Here is a 15,934-nt window from a genome sequence, read left to right on the forward strand (position 1 = left end):
CTCCGGGCGCGGGGTGACCCTCGCGCCCGACCATTCACGCGCCGCTTTGGGGAGGACGCGCAATGTTGACCTATTTAACCCGCAGGCTGGTGACGATGATCCTGACGCTTCTGGCGTTGTCGGTCGTCGTCTTCGTGGTGATCCAGCTGCCACCGGGGGATTTCGTCACCTCCTATATCGCCAGCCTCTCGGCGGCCGGCGAGAACGTCGATCAGGACACCATCATTGCGCTGCGCGACCGCTATAAACTGGATTCGCCCGTGCTGGTTCAGTACTGGGCCTGGGTGTCGGAGATCGTGCAAGGCAACTTCGGCTACAGCTTCGAGATGCAGACCCCGGTGTCCGAAATCTTCTCGCAGCGCATCGGCATTTCGCTAGCCGTCGAGTTGACCGCCGTGGTCGTGATGTGGGCGGTGTCAATTCCCATCGGCATCTACTCGGCCGTCAACCAGTATTCGATCGGCGACTACTTCGCCACGATCCTCGGTTTCCTCGGCCTCGCCATCCCCAACTTCCTCTTCGCGCTGGTCTTGATGTACATCTGCTACAACTGGTTCGGCATCACCATCACCGGGCTCTTCTCGCCCGAGTACATGAACGCCCGCTGGTCGCTCGATCGCTTCCTCGACTTCGCCAGCCACGTCTGGGCGCCACTTCTGGTGATCTCGACCGCTGGCGCCGCGCAACTGGTGCGCGTGTTGCGCGCCAACCTGCTCGACGAGCTGAACAAACCCTACGTGCTGACCGCCCGCGCCAAGGGGCTGACCCGGCGGCGGATGATCTGGCGCTATCCGGTGCGCGTGGCGATGAACCCGCTGGTGTCGACCATCGGCTGGGTGCTGCCGACGGTGATCTCGTCCTCCTTCGTGACCGCCATCGTGCTGAACCTGCCGACCCTGTCGCCGATCCTGCTGCGCGCGCTCTTGAGCCAGGACATGTATCTCGCCGGCGCGCTGATCATGTTCATGGGGCTGCTGACGCTGGTCGGCACCCTGATTTCCGATCTTCTGCTGGCCTGGATCGATCCGCGCATCCGGCTCGGCATGGTGGGAGCCAACTGATGACCCTCACAACCCCCGCAAATTCCCCCGACAGCCGCATCGGCGCGGTCCATGACACCCCCGAGGCGCCGGTCGGCGAAGTCGATCCCCGCATCGACACCAGCCACGGCACCGAAAGCCAGTGGCAGCTGATCCGCCGCCGGTTTGCCAAGCACCGGCTCGCCGTCATCAGCCTCTGGGTGCTCGGGCTTTTCGTCTTCGTCGCGATCTTCGCCGGCTTTGTCGCTCCGAATGACCCCGGCGACGTCAAGGCGCGCTACACCTATGCGCCGCCGCAAGCGCTGCATTTCATCGACCGCAGCGACGACGGCTGGTCGATCCGGCCCTACGTCTACGGCTACTCGGTCGAGATCGAGCCAGAGGCGCTGCGCCGCACCTTCGTGATCGACGAGGAAAAGAAGATCTACCTGAGCTTCTTCAAGCGCAGCTGGGAGTACAAGCTCTTCGGGTTGATCCCGACCGACATCCATCTGCTGGGGCCTGAGCGCTCGCGCGATCCCTTCTACCTCTTCGGCGCCGATCGGCTCGGCCGCGACATGTTCTCGCGGCTGGTCTACGGCACGCAGATCTCGCTCTCGGTGGGCCTTGTCGGCGTCGTAATGAGCCTCGTGCTCGGCGTCATCATCGGCGGCGCGGCGGGCTATTTCGGCGGCTGGTTCGACGCGGTGACGCAACGCGCCATCGAGTTCCTGCGGTCCCTGCCCACGATCCCGCTCTGGATGGGGCTGGCCGCTGCGATGCCGTCCGACTGGTCGCCCTTGCAGACCTATTTCGCCATCACCCTGATCCTGTCCTTCCTCGGCTGGACCGAACTGGCACGGGTGGTGCGCGGCCGCTTCCTCGCGCTCAATGGTGAGGATTACGTGGCCGCCGCGCGCTATGACGGCTGCTCGCACCTGCGCGTCATCGTCCGCCACATGGTGCCGGCCTTCACCAGCCACATCATCACCGCCGCCTCGCTGGCCGTGCCGGCAATGATCCTCGCCGAAACCGCGCTGTCCTTTTTGGGCCTCGGCCTGCAGGCGCCGGTGATCTCCTGGGGCGTGCTGCTGCAAGAGGCGCAGAACATCCGCACGCTGGCCACCGCGCCGTGGCTGCTGCTGCCCGGTGCGGCCATCGTGATCGCCGTGCTGGCGATGAACTTCATCGGCGACGGGCTGCGCGACGCCGCAGACCCCTATGCGAAGTGAGGACAGACCCATGAATGACACCATTCTCGAAGTCCGCGGCCTCTCGGTGGCCTTCCCGCATCGCAAGGGCGAAACCACCGCGATCTCCGACGTCAGCTTCGACCTGAAACTGGGCGAGACCACCTGTTTCGTGGGCGAATCCGGCTCTGGCAAGTCGGTGACCGCGCGGGCGGTGCTGAACATCGTCGAACCGGCTGTGATCAAGTCCGGCGCGATCAACCTCGTCGACGTGCAGGCGGGGCAACGGGTGGAGCTGTCGGGCCTCGATCCCGACGGTGCCGAGATCCGCGCCGTCCGCGGCGCCCGCATCGCGATGATCTTTCAGGAGCCGATGTCCTCGCTCAGCCCGGTCCACACCATCGGCCAGCAGATCATCGAGGCGATCCAGCTGCATCAGGACGTGACCCCCGCCGAGGCGCGGACCAAGGCCATCGACGCGCTGCGCGCCGTGCAGATCGCCAACCCAGAAGAGGCGATCGACAAGTACCCCTTCGAGTATTCCGGCGGCATGCGGCAACGCGCGATGATCGCCATGGCGCTGGGCTGCGAGCCGGATATCCTGATCGCGGATGAGCCGACCACGGCACTGGATGTGACCACCCAGGCCGAGATCCTCAAGCTGCTGAAAGGCTTGCAGGAAAGCCGCGACATGGCGGTGATGTTCATCACCCACGACATGGGCGTGGTAGCCGAGATCGCCGATCAGGTGGTCGTCATGCTGCACGGCGCGGTGGTCGAAACCGGCCCGGTGGACCAGGTGTTCCACGCCCCCACGCATGCGTATACGAAAAAACTGTTGAAAGCCTCGATGGGCCTTGACGAGGCGCCGCATGGCCGCGCCCATCCGGCTTCGGAAGAAGTGCTGATCGAGACTCAGGGCCTGTCGCTGGCCTTCCCCAGCAAGAAGAAGCTGCTGAAGAAATTCGCCCCCGGTGTGCAGGCGCTCGACGACGTGTCGATCGAGCTGCGGCGCGGCGAGATCCTCGGCATCGTCGGCGAGTCCGGCTCCGGCAAGACCACGCTGGCGCGGGTGCTGATGGGCCGGTTTCAGCCGCAGCAGGGCCAGGCGGTCTATCACCTGCGCGACGGCGGCGTGAAGGACCTGACCGACAAGGCGAGCTTTCGCGACGGGCAGGTCTACCGCGAGATGCGGATGATCTTTCAGGACCCCTACGGCTCGCTCAATCCCCGAATGACCGTCGAGCAGATCATCGGCGAGCCGCTGCTGGTCGGCGGGCTGCTCAAGGGCGCCGCCCTGCGCAAACGCGTCGGCGAACTGCTGGAACGTGTCGGCCTGCCGGCCTCCGCGATGGAGCGCTATCCGCATGCCTTCTCCGGCGGCCAGCGCCAGCGGATCGGCATCGCGCGGGCCATCGCGCTCGACCCGCGGGTGATCATCGCGGACGAGGCGACCTCGGCGCTCGACGGCTCGATCCGGGCACAGATCCTCGACCTGCTGCTCGATCTCCGCGATGAGCTGGATCTCGCGATCCTGTTCATCGCCCATGACATCGGCGTGGTGCGCTATTTCTGCGACCGCGTCGCGGTGATGCACAAGGGCCGCGTGGTCGAGACCGGCACCGCGGTGCAGATCTGCGACGCGCCGCAACAGCCCTACACCCAGAAACTCATCTCCGCGGTGCCGATCCCCGACCCGCGCAAAAGACACCTGGTGGCCTGATGAAAGACCTTCCGACCCGACCCGCAGTCAATCCCATGGCGGGCAACCCCTTCGCCACCCGCGCCGATGCGCAACAGGCGGCGATCGATCTCACCTCGCCGCTGCTCGAGGCCTTCTCGCCCGGCTGCGCCCGGGTAACCCTCGGCGCGACCGGCGCGCATTTCCATGCCGCCGCGGCCGATCTCGAGGGGCTGGTGCGCCCGTTCTGGGGCCTTGCGCCGCTCCTCGCCGGTGGCGGGCAATTCTATGGCATCGAAAAATTCGTTGAGGGGCTGCAGAACGGCGCCGACCCCGAGCATCCCGAGTACTGGGGCCCGGTCACCGACCGCGACCAGCGGATGGTCGAAAGCGCCGCCATCGGCTATGCGCTGGCGCTGGCGCCAGAGGTGTTCTGGGACGGCATGAGCCAACGCGGCCGCGACTGCCTGCGCGACTGGCTGCTGAACTCGCTGCAGCAGATGCCTGCGCCCAACAACTGGAACTTCTTTCACGTTCTGGTGTCGCTGGGCCTGACCCGTGTCGGTGTCGACCATGACCTCTCGATCATCGAGGCCAACCTCGACCGGCTGGAAAGCTGGGACATGGGCAACGGCTGGTATCGCGACGGCAGCAAGCGGCAGGCTGACCACTACATCCCCTTCGCGATGCATTTCTACGGGCTGATCTATGCGCAATACGGGCCCGAGAGCGACAAGGCCCGTCGGGACCGCTTCCGCGAGCGGGCCCGCACCTTCGCGCCGCAGATCGCCCATTGGTATGCCGCCGATGGCGCAGCACTGCCCTATGGCCGCTCGCTGACCTATCGCTTCGCGCACGCGGGCTTCTGGGGCACGCTGGCCATGGCCGGCGAAGAGGCGCTGCCCTGGGGCGAAATCCGCGGGCTTTGGGCGCGCAACCTGCGCTGGTGGTCAGAACGGCCCTTCACCGACCCGCGCGGGGTGATGACCATCGGCTACGGATATCCGCAGCTGACCATGGCCGAGCGCTACAACTCTCCCGGCTCGCCTTATTGGGCGATGAAGGCCTTCGCGCCGCTGGCGCTGCCCGAGGATCACCCGTTCTGGACCGCCGAGGAAGCCGCGCCGCAGGATCGCCCACAGGTGGTGAGCCTGCCCGAGCCGGGGATGGTGAAGTTCGAGGATCGCGGCGACGTGACGGTTCTGGCCGGTGGTCAGCAATCGCCGACCTTCGGGCGCACGGCCGAGAAATACAACAAGTTCGCCTACTCCACCCGCTACGGATTCAGCGTCGAGACCGAGGGCCGCGCCTTCGAGAACGGCCCGTTCGACAACATGCTGGCGTTTTCCGAGGATGGCGAGCTGGCCGCGGTGCGCTGCCGCGAGACCATGGCGCGGATCGGGCCGGACTGGCTCTATTCCGCCTGGTCGCCGATGCCCGAGGTCGAGGTCGAGACCTGGCTCCTGGCCCGCGCCCCCTGGCACCTGCGCCTGCACCGGATCAACACCGCGCGGCACGTGCAGACCGTCGAGGGCGGCTTTGCGCTGCGCCGCGACGACCCCACCCCCGGCCCGGCGCTGCAGCCCGAGATCACCGCTTCTCTGGCGCGGATGGTGACGGCCGAGGACCTGAGCGTCATTGCCGATGTGGCGGCCCCGCTGCCGGGCGCGAAACCGCGGGTGCCGCGGATGGTGATGCCGGAACCCAACACCAACCTGCTGGTGTCGCGCACCTGGGTGCCGCAACTGACCTGCGCGCTCGAGCCCGGCCTGTGGTCGTTCGGCGCCTGGGTCCATGCCGGCCGTCACGCCGCCGGCGATGCGTTGCCAGAGGTGCCGCAGGCGCTGCCGACGGCCGAGGATCTGGCGGCGATGCGCGAGGGTGGAGAGGTCATCCGGGTCTGGGACCTGCCGCAGGACTGAGGCGGCGGCCGACCGTCACGGAACTGCAACGCAAGCGACACGGAGCTGCAACATCAGCGGCTTAGAGGGATACGGCACACTCACCAAGGAGAGCCGTATGAGCCGTATCCTTCTCGCTGGCCTGCTCGCCAGCACCGCCACCTTCGCCGCTGCCGAGGCCGTGAAATTCGACGCCACGCTCGCAGGCCACGCCGTCCTGCCGGCCGAGACGCTGATCCCGGCGCCGGCCGACGCACCGGCCGCGCTGCAGACCTCTGGCAAGTTCACCGGCGAGGGCAATCGCCGCTCGGCCGCCACCCCCACCGATGGCACAGCACTGCCCTTCAACGGCCAGCCGCTGCAGGGCTTTTCCGGCATCAAGACCGTGGGCGACGGCACCTTCTACGTGCTGACCGACAACGGCTTCGGCTCCAAGGTCAACTCGCCTGACGCGATGCTGTTCTTTTCCGTGGTGCGCCCCGATTTCGCCACCGGCGCGGTCGAGGTCGTCAAGACCACCTTCCTCAGCGATCCCAGCGGCGTCGTGCCCTTCCCGATCACCATGGAAGGCAGCGAGAGCCGCTATCTGACCGGCGCCGATTTCGACATCGAGGGCTTTCAGATGGTCGGCGACGAGATCGTCATCGGCGACGAGTTCGGCCCCTTCGTCATGGTCTTTGACCGCGAGACCGGTGTGATGACCGAGTTCCATGAAACCATGGTTGACGGCGAAATCGTCATGTCCCCCGACAACCCCTTCCTGCGCATCGGCAACCCCGGCACCGATGCACCCGCCCACACCGCCAAGCGCTCGCGCGGCTACGAAGGCTTTGCGGCCTCGGTCGACGGCACGACGCTCTACCCGATGCTCGAAGGTCCGCTCTGGACCGGCGCGGGCTTCGAGACGGTGGAAGACGGCCGCACCGCGCTGCGCATCCTCGAGATGGACGCCGCGAGCCGCGACTGGACCGGTACCTCCTGGTTCTACCCGCTCGAGGGCGACACCCACGCGATCGGCGATTTCAACATGATCGACGAGACCCGCGGTCTGGTGATCGAGCGTGACGGCGGGCAGGGCGACGCGGAACTGGCCTGCAAGGACGGCGCCGAGGACTGCTTCAAGAACCCGGCGCTGTTCAAACGCGTCTACATGATCGATTTCGCCGGCGTCGAGGCCGGTCAGCCGGTCAACAAGGTGGCCTACATCGACCTGCTCGACATGCAGGACCCGGAGGGCCTGGCGCGACAGGGGCAGCGTGAGGACGGCCGCTTCACCTTCCCGTTTGTCACCATCGAGGATGTGGACCGCGTCGACGAGACCCACATCATCGTCGGCAACGACAACAACTTCCCGTTCTCCGTGGGCCGGGCCCTCGGCGCGCGTGACGACAACGAGCTGATCCTGCTCGAGGTCGGCGATTTCCTTCAGGCCCGCGCCGGAAGCTGATACGTCAAGGGGAGGGGCCGCGCGGCCCCTCCCATCCCGGCAGGTCAGCCCTGCCGGACTTTCTGATGTTGCGCGCCCAGACCTTCGATCCCGAGGCGCATCTCGTCGCCCGCCTTGAGGAACTTCGGCGGGCTCATGCCAAGCCCCACGCCCGGAGGCGTGCCGGTCGAGATGATGTCGCCCGGTTGCAGTGACATGTAGCGCGACAGGTAAGACACCACATGGGCGACGCCGAAGACCATGGTTCTGGTCGAGCCGTCCTGCACCCGCTCGCCGTTCAGCTCCAGCCACATCGACAGGTTCGCCGGGTCCTCCACCTCGTCGCGGGTCACCAGCCATGGGCCGGTGGGGCCGAAGGTATCGGCCGACTTGCCCTTGACCCACTGGCCGCCGTGCTCGAGCTGGAAGGCGCGTTCCGAGACGTCGTTGATCACGCAATAGCCGGCCACATGCTCCAGTGCGTCGGCCTCCGAGACGTTCTTGGCCTGCTTGCCGATCACCACGCCCAGCTCGATCTCCCAGTCGCCTTTCTCGGCGCCGGGCGGCAGGATCACGTCGTCGTTCGGGCCGCAGATCGCCGAGGTGGCCTTCATGAAGATCACCGGCTCAGACGGAACCTCCATGCCGCTCTCCTCGGCGTGGTCGGCGTAGTTGAGACCGATGCAGATGAACTTGCCCACCTGACCGACGCAGGCACCGATGCGGGTGCCGTCCTCGACGACGGGCAGGTCGTCCGCGTTCACGCCGCGCAGCTTGTCGAGCCCCTCTGGTGTCAGCGTGTCACCGGCGATGTCATCGACCACGCCAGAGAGGTCGCGGATCGTGCCGTCATCGTGCAGCAGCGCCGGGCGTTCGGCGTGTTCGGGGCCTGTGCGGAGAAGTTTCATGCGGTTTCCTTGCGTCTTTCTTGCGGTTTGGCGGTGCGGCCGAGCAGTCGGTCCAGTTCTTGCAGGGTGATCTCGTCGGGCTGCGCGGTGGGGGGGCGCACATGGGTGGCGGCGAAGAGGCCGGCCTGTTTCAGCAGCGCCTTGTGAACGTGATAGAACATGTCGCCGGACTGGAAGCCCAGGCGGCTGACCGGCAGGATCTCGGTCTCGATGATCCGCGCGGCCGCGTCCTCCTGACCGGCTTCCAAAGCGGTCCAGACGGCCATGAACTCTGCCGCCTGGCTGGCAAAGGGCATGGTGCCGCGCGCGCCGCGCCGGTGTTCCTCGACCAGCGTGCCGCCGCCCGCGCCGCCTAGAACGGCGAGCTTGCCCTCGACGGCCCGCACCATTGCGCCAGCCTGCGCAACCGTCGGGTTGGTCTCGACCTTGATGGTGTCCACCAGCGGCACCGCCTCGGCGATGCGCAGCGCCAGCGCGGGCGAGATCGGCGCTTGCGGGACGTCCTGCAGGATGATCGGCAACCCTGCGGCCTCGGCGATGCGCGACAGGTGCTCGATCACCGGGTCCGGGCCGAGGGCAAAGAAATCCGGCGGCCAGATCATCAGCCGGTCGGCTCCGGCCTCGGCGGCCTCGCTCGCAAGCTGCACGGCAGGGGCGGTGCCGGGGGCAGAGGTGTTCATAACGACCGGCACCCGGCCTTCGACCTGGTCGACCACGGCGCGCAGCATGTGGCGGCGCTCTTCCCGGGTCAGCTTGAAGATTTCGCTGCCGATGGCGATGCCCACGCCGTGTACGCCGGTGGCGAGCGTCGCATCGACCTCGCGACGCAGGCTGGCGTAGTCGATCGTCAGATCGCGGCGGAACGGGGTCAGAAGGATGGGCACGATGCCCGTCAATCCTGTTTGTCTTGGCCCGGTCATGTGTTGGCCTCCATGGTGGTGTCGAGCGCGAAGACCTCGCGCAAGTCGCGGTGAACGGGTTGGTGATCGGCGCCCTCGGTCTCCATCAGCGGCGCCATCTCGCGCCACCAGCGGGCGGTCAGCTCGCTGGGCGGGGCGGTGGTCTGGGTGAAGGGGCGGTCGCGCTCCTGAAAGGCAAAGATCGTCTGGCCGGAGCGGTAGAGAAAGAAGCGCACGATGCCGCTGGCCCGCATCTGCGCGCGCATCTCGGGCCAGATCGCGGCATGGGCGGCCTCATAGGCGGCCTCGGCCCCGTCGCGAAGCTGCATCGTCCAGGCGCGGCGATAAAGCGTCATGCCGCGATCCTGTTGTCGTCGATGTGATCCCAGATGATCTCGTACCCAAGGCCCGGAGCCTGCGGCAGCGCGACATAGCCGTCGCCGTCCATCGGATCGCAGTTGCGTTCCAGGTAGGGGTGCGGCGCGTCATAGTCGACGCCCGGCGCCAGCAGGCCCTTTTCGTACCATTCGGAGGTGTCTTCCGAGGTCGCGCCCATGACCTGAAGGTTGCCCCAGCCCGCCATGTGGATTTCGCAGCGCTGGCCGAAAGCCTCGCAGACCACGGCGGTCTTGCGGCAGCCGGTGACACCGCCGCGGCGGATGTCCATGCGGCTCATGTCCGAGGCGCCTTGCAGGATCCACTCGGCGCGGGTGAAGACGCCCCCGGCGGCGATCTCGGGCGCGAGGATCGGGATCGACAGCTCGCGGCAGAGGCGGCGATAGCTCTCGACCCGGTATTCCGGCATGGGGTGTTCGAACCAGTAGAAATCCAGCTTCTCCAGTTCGCGGCCGACTTTGATCGTTTCCTCGATGGTGTGATAGGTGCCCCAGACATCGTACATCAGCACCATGTCGGGACCCACCGCCTCGCGCACCAGGTTGATGGTCTCGATATCATGCCGGATGTTGGAGGGGCGACCATTGGTGGGCTGGCCGGTCTCGGGATTCCAGAAGTAATGCGGGTGGATCTTGTAGGCCTTGTAACCCTCCGCCTGACAAGCCAGCGCGTGCTCGGCATAGACCTGCGGCTGCCCGATATTGGGATAGGTCGAGGCATAGGCCGGCACCTTGTCGCGCGCCCCGCCCATCAGCTTGTAGACCGGCAGGCCGGCGTGCCGTCCCGCCAGATCCCAAAGTGCGCAGTCGATCACGCTTTGCGCCACCTCGGGGATGTTGCGGACCCACATCCATTTCCAGATCAGCTCGCGGTCCAGCGGATCGGCCCCGAGGATCATGTCGCGCACCTGGCCTTCGATCAGCCGCTGTTCGTCAGGGCTCATGCCGTCCTGATCCCCGTGCTTGCCACCGCCGAGGAAATAGCCGGTGAGGCCTTCGTCGGTGTCGATGCAGGTGATTGTCTGGTGCACCTCGGCCTTGGGTTTCAAGCGCGCATGGCCGATATCCCAGCGGTCCGCATGGGTGCGGAAGCGGATCACCCGAACGTCGGTGATCTTCATTGCCGGGCCTCGGAAAGGCTCAGTTCGCTCTCGCGGTCAAAGGCATGCAGTTTGCCGGGCGTGACGGTGAAATGCACCAGGTCGCCCGGTGCCTGCGTGACACGCTCGCGGGTGGTCATGATGATCGAGGCCTCGCCGGTGCGCAGGGTCAGCTGGGTCTCTGCGCCGGTCGGCTCGATCAATGCAACCTTGGCGGGGATGCCGGTGTCGGACAGGCGGATGTCCTCGGGGCGGAACCCGGCGGTGACGTGCTGGCCGTGGCTGAGCGGGGCAGGGGCCGCGCCCAAGGGTTTGCCGTCCTCGGTCTCCAGTATCGCGCCGTTCGCGCGGGCGGGGATGAAGTTCATCGACGGCGAGCCGATGAAACCCGCGACAAAGACGCTGGCGGGGTTGTCGTAAAGCTCCAGCGGGGTGCCGATCTGCTCGACATGGCCACCGCGCATGACGACGATCCGGTCGGCCATGGTCATGGCTTCGATCTGGTCGTGGGTGACATAGATCGTGGTGGTCTTCAGCCGCTGGTGCAATTCCTTAATCTCGGACCGCATCTGCACCCGCAGCTTGGCGTCCAGATTGGACAGCGGTTCATCGAACAGGAACACCTTGGGGTCACGCACGATGGCCCGGCCCATCGCCACCCGCTGACGCTGACCGCCCGAAAGCTGGCGGGGATAGCGGTCGAGCAGCGGCGTCAGGTCGAGGATCTCGGCGGCGGCATTCACCTTGCGGTCAATCTCGGACTTCGGCTGCTTGGCCAGCCGTAGCGAAAACGCCATGTTCTTGGCGACGCTCATATGCGGGTAGAGCGCGTAGTTCTGGAACACCATGGCAATGTCGCGGTCCTTGGGAACCAGCGTATTGATCACCGTGTCGTCGATGGCGATATCGCCGCCCGAGATGGTTTCCAATCCGGCGATCGAGCGCAGCAAGGTGGACTTGCCACAGCCCGACGGCCCGACCAACACGGTGAACTCACCGTCGCGAATGTCGAGGTCGATGCCGTGCAACACTTCGACGGCGCCATAGGATTTGCGGATGTTTCTGAGTGCGACAGAGCCCATGGGTCTATCCTTCCTTGGTTTGAATGGCGGCGGGGCCGAAGGCCTCCTGCACATGCGCGGGCGGGCGATTGCCCTTTGGATCGCGGGGAACGGCGACACGGCCGGTGGAAAGGTCGGGACGCGGGGCCATCAGCTCGTAAAGCGGCGAGGTTTCGCCCCGGTCGACGCATTCGACCAGCGCGTCGGTTTGACGGGCAGCGGCAAGGGCCAGAGACCAGGGCTGCTCGCAGGTGTTGTGCAGGATCACCGGAACCTGCGCCGCCTCGGCCATGTCGAGGATGCGCAGCGCCTCGGTGATGCCGCCCGCCCAGGCCACGTCCGGTTGCAGCACGCCCACCACGCCCGAGCGCAAGAGGTCGGCGCAGTCGGCGCGGGAAAAGGCGAAGTTGCCGAGCGCGAGGTCGATGGACGGGTCCATCTCGCGGCGGATTTTCTGCAAGCCTTCGATGTCCTGCGGCGGGATCGGATCCTCGATCCACTTGACGCTCAGATCGGCCACGCCTTCGGCAAACCGCAGGGTGTAGTCCGCATCCCACGCCAGAAAGCTGTCGATCATGATCGGCACATCAGGACCCGCGGCCTCGGCAAAGCGCTGCATCAGCGCGATATTGGCCTGCAGCCCCTCGTCGCCCGACTCCGGGCCGTATGGCGCGGCAGCTTTCAGCCCGTGAAACGGCCCACCGGAAAAAGCCTCGGGACGCGGAGTGGTCATGTAGACCGGGAGGCTGTCTACCCCCGCGCCGCCGAGGGTCTCCACCAGCGGCTGGCGGGCCGCCTTGGAGGTCAGGTCCCAGAAAGCGATATCGACACCCGCCACCGCCATCATGGCAAAGCCCGAGCGGTCATTGGGCAAGAGCGATGCCGCCATCTGGTCGTTCAGCAGCGCGAGATCACCGATGTCCTCGCCCACCAGCAGCCGCGAGAGGTGCTGGTTGACGATCATCTCGACGATCTCGCCGCCATTGGTGCAGCCCCAGCCGGTGCTGCCGTCCTCGCCCGTCACCCGGACGAAGACCTTTTTCGTGGGCCACATCCAGCTCGCGCGTTGCTCGGCAAAGCGCGGAAAGCGGGACATGGGAGACGCCACGCGAGAGGTCTGCAGCTTCTGGCTGTTGAAGCCGCAATCCACGGCCCGCGCGGTGAGGGAGGTGATCCTCATCCCTTCACCGCCCCCGCCAGCAGACCGCGGGTGAAGTAGCGCTGGCCGAAGAAGAACACCAACATGATCGGCAAAGCGACGATGGTCGCGGCGGCGCCGACATACTGGAACTCCAGCGTGAAGAGCTCGACAAAGCTTGCCAGACCAATGGTCACGGTCTTGTTCTCATTGGATTCCAGCAGGATCGAGGCGAAGGCGAACTCCGACCAAGCACCGACGAAATGCCACATCGAGGCGGTGATCAGCGCCGGCGTCGCCAGCGGCAGCACCACCATCACCATCGATTGCAGCCGGCTCGCGCCGTCGATCATGGCGCTTTCTTCCAGCTCCTTCGGGATCTCGCGCAACGACGACGCGATGATCCAGGTCGCGAATGGCAGGCCGAAGGCGGAGTAGAGCAGCACGAGACCGATGAGGCTGTCCTGCAGACCGATCATCGACATCAGCCGGTAGGTCGGCAGCAAGAGCGCCGCGCCCTGGAACATCCGCGAGATCAGCAGCCCACCGAGGATCAGGTCACGCCCCGGAAAGTTCAGCCGGGCAAAGGCGTAGCCCGCCAGCGTGCCGAAGACCAGGACGATCACGGTCGAGCTGATGGCGATAAAGAAGCTGTTGCCGATCAGTTGCGGCCAGTCCAACAACTGCCCCTTCTGGTGCGTCGGCGAGAACAGCGCCTTGTAGGCCTCCAGAGTGGGCGATTCCGGCCAGAACGAGATCGGCAATTGCGCCAGCTCGGCCTGTGTCTTGAACGACGCGAGGAACAGCCAGAACACCGGGAACAGCACGTAGAGCGAGATCACCAGGCCGACAAAGCCCAAGAAGATCCAGTAGAGGGTGCGGGGTTGCTCGTTCATTTCTGACCCTCCGATGCCCAGGAGCGGCGGTTGATGTAGAGATAGAGCGCCACGATCGAGGCCAGCATGACAAGGTTGATCACCGACATGGCCGAGGCGACGCCCCAGTTGAAGAACTCGAAGCTCTGTTGATAGATGTAGGTTGCCATGATCTGGCTCGCGTTGGCGGGTCCGCCGCCGGTCATGATCCATGGCAGGGCAAACTCGGCGGTGATCCAGATCATCGAGATCACGGTCACGGCGGTCAGCGAGAACGCGATATTGGGCAGCGTGACGAAACGGAACCGCTCGACGGCATTGGCGCCGTCCATGCGTGCGGCCTCCATCTGGTCATCCGGCACCGCGCGGATCGCGGCACAGAGGATCAGCGCCACCAGCGGCATTTTGCGCCAGATCAGCACCACCACCAGCATCCACATCACCAGATCGGGATCGCCCATGAACGAAATGGTGCCCTCGGTCAGCCCGCTTTGTTGCAGGGTCTGGCCGATGATGCCGACCTGTCCGTGCAGCATCCATTTCCACGCCATGGCCGTCACCACGTCGGGCAGCACCCAGGGCAGCAGGATCAGCGCCCGGAGCCAGCCGGTCATCCGGCTGTCGATGGCAAGGTAGGTGCCGACCGCCAGCCCCACGGTGACACAGAGGAACGTGCCCCCGAGGATCCAGATCGCGGTGTTCTTCAGCACCAGCCCGAAGACCGGATCTGCGGCCAGCGCCTTGAAGTTTCCAAGGGTGCCGAAGCCGCGCTCCATCCCCATCACCACCTGGGTGAGGCTGAGCGTGGCCACGTTGTAAGTGGGCCCGACGACAAACGCCACGACGGCGGCGACAACAGGCAATATCAAGGCATATGCCAGAAAACGATCGCTTCGCAGCATCGTCAGGCCCTCCTTATTCATTCAGTCTTTTCAGTTAGCTACGGCTCAGCCGCGGATCAGGTCGATCTGGCCTTGCGCGGCGGCAGTTGCCTCATCGAGGGCTTCCTGCGGCGTCTTCTGCCCCAGAACCGCCTGCTGGATCGCAGTGCCGAGCGCCGACTCGATGGCCGAGACGCCGATGAACCGCGGCATCGGGGCGCCGCCCTTGAACAGCGTGTCTGCCTCGTAGGCCTTGACCCAGTTCGGCCACGCCTCTTTCAACTCGGCATTGTCCCAAGCGGCCTTGCCGGCGGGGATGCGGGCGATCTCGGGTTGGCCGCCCCAGACCTCGAGCTGCGCGTCCTGCGACCAGAAATCGACATAGGCTGCCGCCGCTTCGGGGTTTTTCGACCGCGAGGAAACCATCAGCATCGCGGTGCCGTCCATGATCGCGCTCACCGGCTCATAGCTGCCCGAGGGCGTCTCGGGCTTGGGCATCGGCACGCCGGTCCAGCGCACGTCCTCGTTCACACCCCAGGGCGTGTTGAGCCACGACAGCCCGATCCACATCGCCGAACGGCCCTGGCCGAAAAGCTGTGCGGTGTCGCGGAAGAAGGTCTCGGTCAGCGAGGTGGCGGCGGGGGTCGAGCCGTCGTTGATCAGATCGACGTAGAACTGCAGCGCATCGACGACGCCGGGGTCGTTCAGCGTGACCTGTCCGGTCTCCTCGTCGAAGATGCGGCCGCCGTTGGCATAGGCGAGGCCTTCAAAGATGTTGATGTCGACCGGCGCGGTGGTGACCGGGAAGGCAATGCCGGGGCGGTCTGGCTTGGTCATCGCCTTGGCGTATTCGCGGACCTCGTCCCAGGTCTCTGGCGGGCGGTCGAACCCGGCCTCTTCCAGCGCGTCGAGGTTGATCGCCAGGAAGCTCGCCATGTCCACATAGGTCGGCAGGGCATAGAGCTTGCCGTCGTGCATGCCCGATTCGTAGACCTCGGGAACGATGCGCTCCTTCCATCCGGCCAGCTTGTCGCCGGCGATGTCATCGAGCGGCTGGATCATGCCGAACCCGGCGAATTCGGGGATGTCCTGGCCGAAAGCGATGATCACGTCGGCGAGGCGGTTGGTCTGGAAGCCTGCGAGGATTTTCTGACGGCGGATCTGGCCGTTGAAATAGGAATACTTCAGGTCGATGTCCGGGTTGGCCTCGGTAAAGGCGTCATTGCGCTGCGCCCAGGTTTCGACCTCTTGCGGCGTGCCGCCGAACTTCCAGACCGAGATCTCGCCGCTGGCGGCAAACGCCGGGCTGCCCGGCAGAAACGTCGCCGCGCCCACGGCGGCAGTGGTGCCCAGGAACCTGCGGCGGCTGATTGAATTCGACATAATATCCTCCCTTTCGTGACCCGCGGTGTGCGGAAGCATGAATGACATACGAACATCATTTCATGTTGACGGACGTT

The 15,934-nt window shown here is 65.8% G+C and carries 14 protein-coding genes; 5 read left to right on the forward strand and 9 right to left on the reverse strand.

Annotation, left to right across the window (positions count from 1 at the left end):
• Positions 1-62: 62 nt before the first annotated feature.
• The 5 genes from VOI27_RS06265 to VOI27_RS06285 all read left to right on the forward strand — a co-directional run bounded on the left by VOI27_RS06265 (position 63) and on the right by VOI27_RS06285 (position 7,238).
• Entirely contained in the window at positions 63-1,061 is a 999-nt protein-coding gene (locus tag VOI27_RS06265) for an ABC transporter permease (protein ID WP_323764458.1), read from the forward strand.
• A complete protein-coding gene (locus VOI27_RS06270; protein WP_323764459.1) occupies positions 1,061-2,251 on the forward strand; it encodes an ABC transporter permease in 1,191 nt (396 codons plus the stop codon). Before VOI27_RS06265 ends, VOI27_RS06270 begins: the two co-directional genes overlap by 1 nt.
• A gap of 10 nt (positions 2,252-2,261) precedes the next feature.
• Positions 2,262-3,932 (forward strand): ABC transporter ATP-binding protein, encoded by a 1,671-nt coding sequence (locus tag VOI27_RS06275; RefSeq protein ID WP_323764460.1) that lies wholly within the window; start codon positions 2,262-2,264, stop codon positions 3,930-3,932.
• Positions 3,932-5,812: a DUF2264 domain-containing protein gene (locus VOI27_RS06280; protein ID WP_323764461.1), complete on the forward strand. Its 1,881-nt coding sequence runs from the start codon at positions 3,932-3,934 to the stop codon at positions 5,810-5,812. The genes VOI27_RS06275 and VOI27_RS06280 overlap by 1 nt, the downstream gene beginning before the upstream one ends.
• A gap of 97 nt (positions 5,813-5,909) precedes the next feature.
• Entirely contained in the window at positions 5,910-7,238 is a 1,329-nt protein-coding gene (locus VOI27_RS06285; protein WP_323764462.1) for an esterase-like activity of phytase family protein, read from the forward strand.
• A gap of 44 nt (positions 7,239-7,282) precedes the next feature.
• Here the strand turns inward: VOI27_RS06285 and VOI27_RS06290 are convergent, their stop codons facing one another.
• Genes VOI27_RS06290 through VOI27_RS06330 form a run of 9 tightly spaced genes read right to left on the reverse strand, consistent with a single transcriptional unit; the run spans position 7,283 to position 15,857 of the window.
• The gene (locus VOI27_RS06290; RefSeq protein ID WP_323764463.1) at positions 7,283-8,125 is read right to left on the reverse strand and encodes a fumarylacetoacetate hydrolase family protein; all 843 of its coding nucleotides are present in this window, start codon (positions 8,123-8,125) and stop codon (positions 7,283-7,285) included.
• Complete coding sequence (locus tag VOI27_RS06295; RefSeq protein ID WP_323764464.1) at positions 8,122-9,009, reverse strand: dihydrodipicolinate synthase family protein; 888 nt, start codon at positions 9,007-9,009, stop codon at positions 8,122-8,124. The genes VOI27_RS06290 and VOI27_RS06295 overlap by 4 nt, the downstream gene beginning before the upstream one ends.
• Before the next feature lie 32 nt (positions 9,010-9,041).
• Positions 9,042-9,380, reverse strand: a complete 339-nt coding sequence (locus VOI27_RS06300; RefSeq protein WP_323764465.1) for an L-rhamnose mutarotase — start codon at positions 9,378-9,380, stop codon at positions 9,042-9,044.
• Positions 9,377-10,540 (reverse strand): enolase C-terminal domain-like protein, encoded by a 1,164-nt coding sequence (locus VOI27_RS06305; RefSeq protein ID WP_323764466.1) that lies wholly within the window; start codon positions 10,538-10,540, stop codon positions 9,377-9,379. The genes VOI27_RS06300 and VOI27_RS06305 overlap by 4 nt, the downstream gene beginning before the upstream one ends.
• Positions 10,537-11,601: a sn-glycerol-3-phosphate ABC transporter ATP-binding protein UgpC gene (locus VOI27_RS06310; RefSeq protein WP_323764467.1), complete on the reverse strand. Its 1,065-nt coding sequence runs from the start codon at positions 11,599-11,601 to the stop codon at positions 10,537-10,539. Before VOI27_RS06310 ends, VOI27_RS06305 begins: the two co-directional genes overlap by 4 nt.
• A gap of 4 nt (positions 11,602-11,605) precedes the next feature.
• The gene (locus VOI27_RS06315) at positions 11,606-12,760 is read right to left on the reverse strand and encodes an enolase C-terminal domain-like protein (RefSeq protein ID WP_323764468.1); all 1,155 of its coding nucleotides are present in this window, start codon (positions 12,758-12,760) and stop codon (positions 11,606-11,608) included.
• Positions 12,757-13,614 carry a carbohydrate ABC transporter permease gene (locus tag VOI27_RS06320; RefSeq protein WP_323764469.1) on the reverse strand — a complete coding sequence of 286 codons (858 nt, stop codon included), beginning with the start codon at positions 13,612-13,614 and terminating at the stop codon, positions 12,757-12,759. Before VOI27_RS06320 ends, VOI27_RS06315 begins: the two co-directional genes overlap by 4 nt.
• Positions 13,611-14,495 carry a sugar ABC transporter permease gene (locus VOI27_RS06325; protein WP_323764470.1) on the reverse strand — a complete coding sequence of 295 codons (885 nt, stop codon included), beginning with the start codon at positions 14,493-14,495 and terminating at the stop codon, positions 13,611-13,613. Before VOI27_RS06325 ends, VOI27_RS06320 begins: the two co-directional genes overlap by 4 nt.
• Before the next feature lie 45 nt (positions 14,496-14,540).
• Entirely contained in the window at positions 14,541-15,857 is a 1,317-nt protein-coding gene (locus VOI27_RS06330) for an extracellular solute-binding protein (protein WP_323764471.1), read from the reverse strand.
• Positions 15,858-15,934: the final 77 nt, after the last annotated feature.

It is taken from the genome of Marinovum sp. (assembly GCF_034669705.1).
Taxonomy (GTDB): domain Bacteria; phylum Pseudomonadota; class Alphaproteobacteria; order Rhodobacterales; family Rhodobacteraceae; genus Marinovum.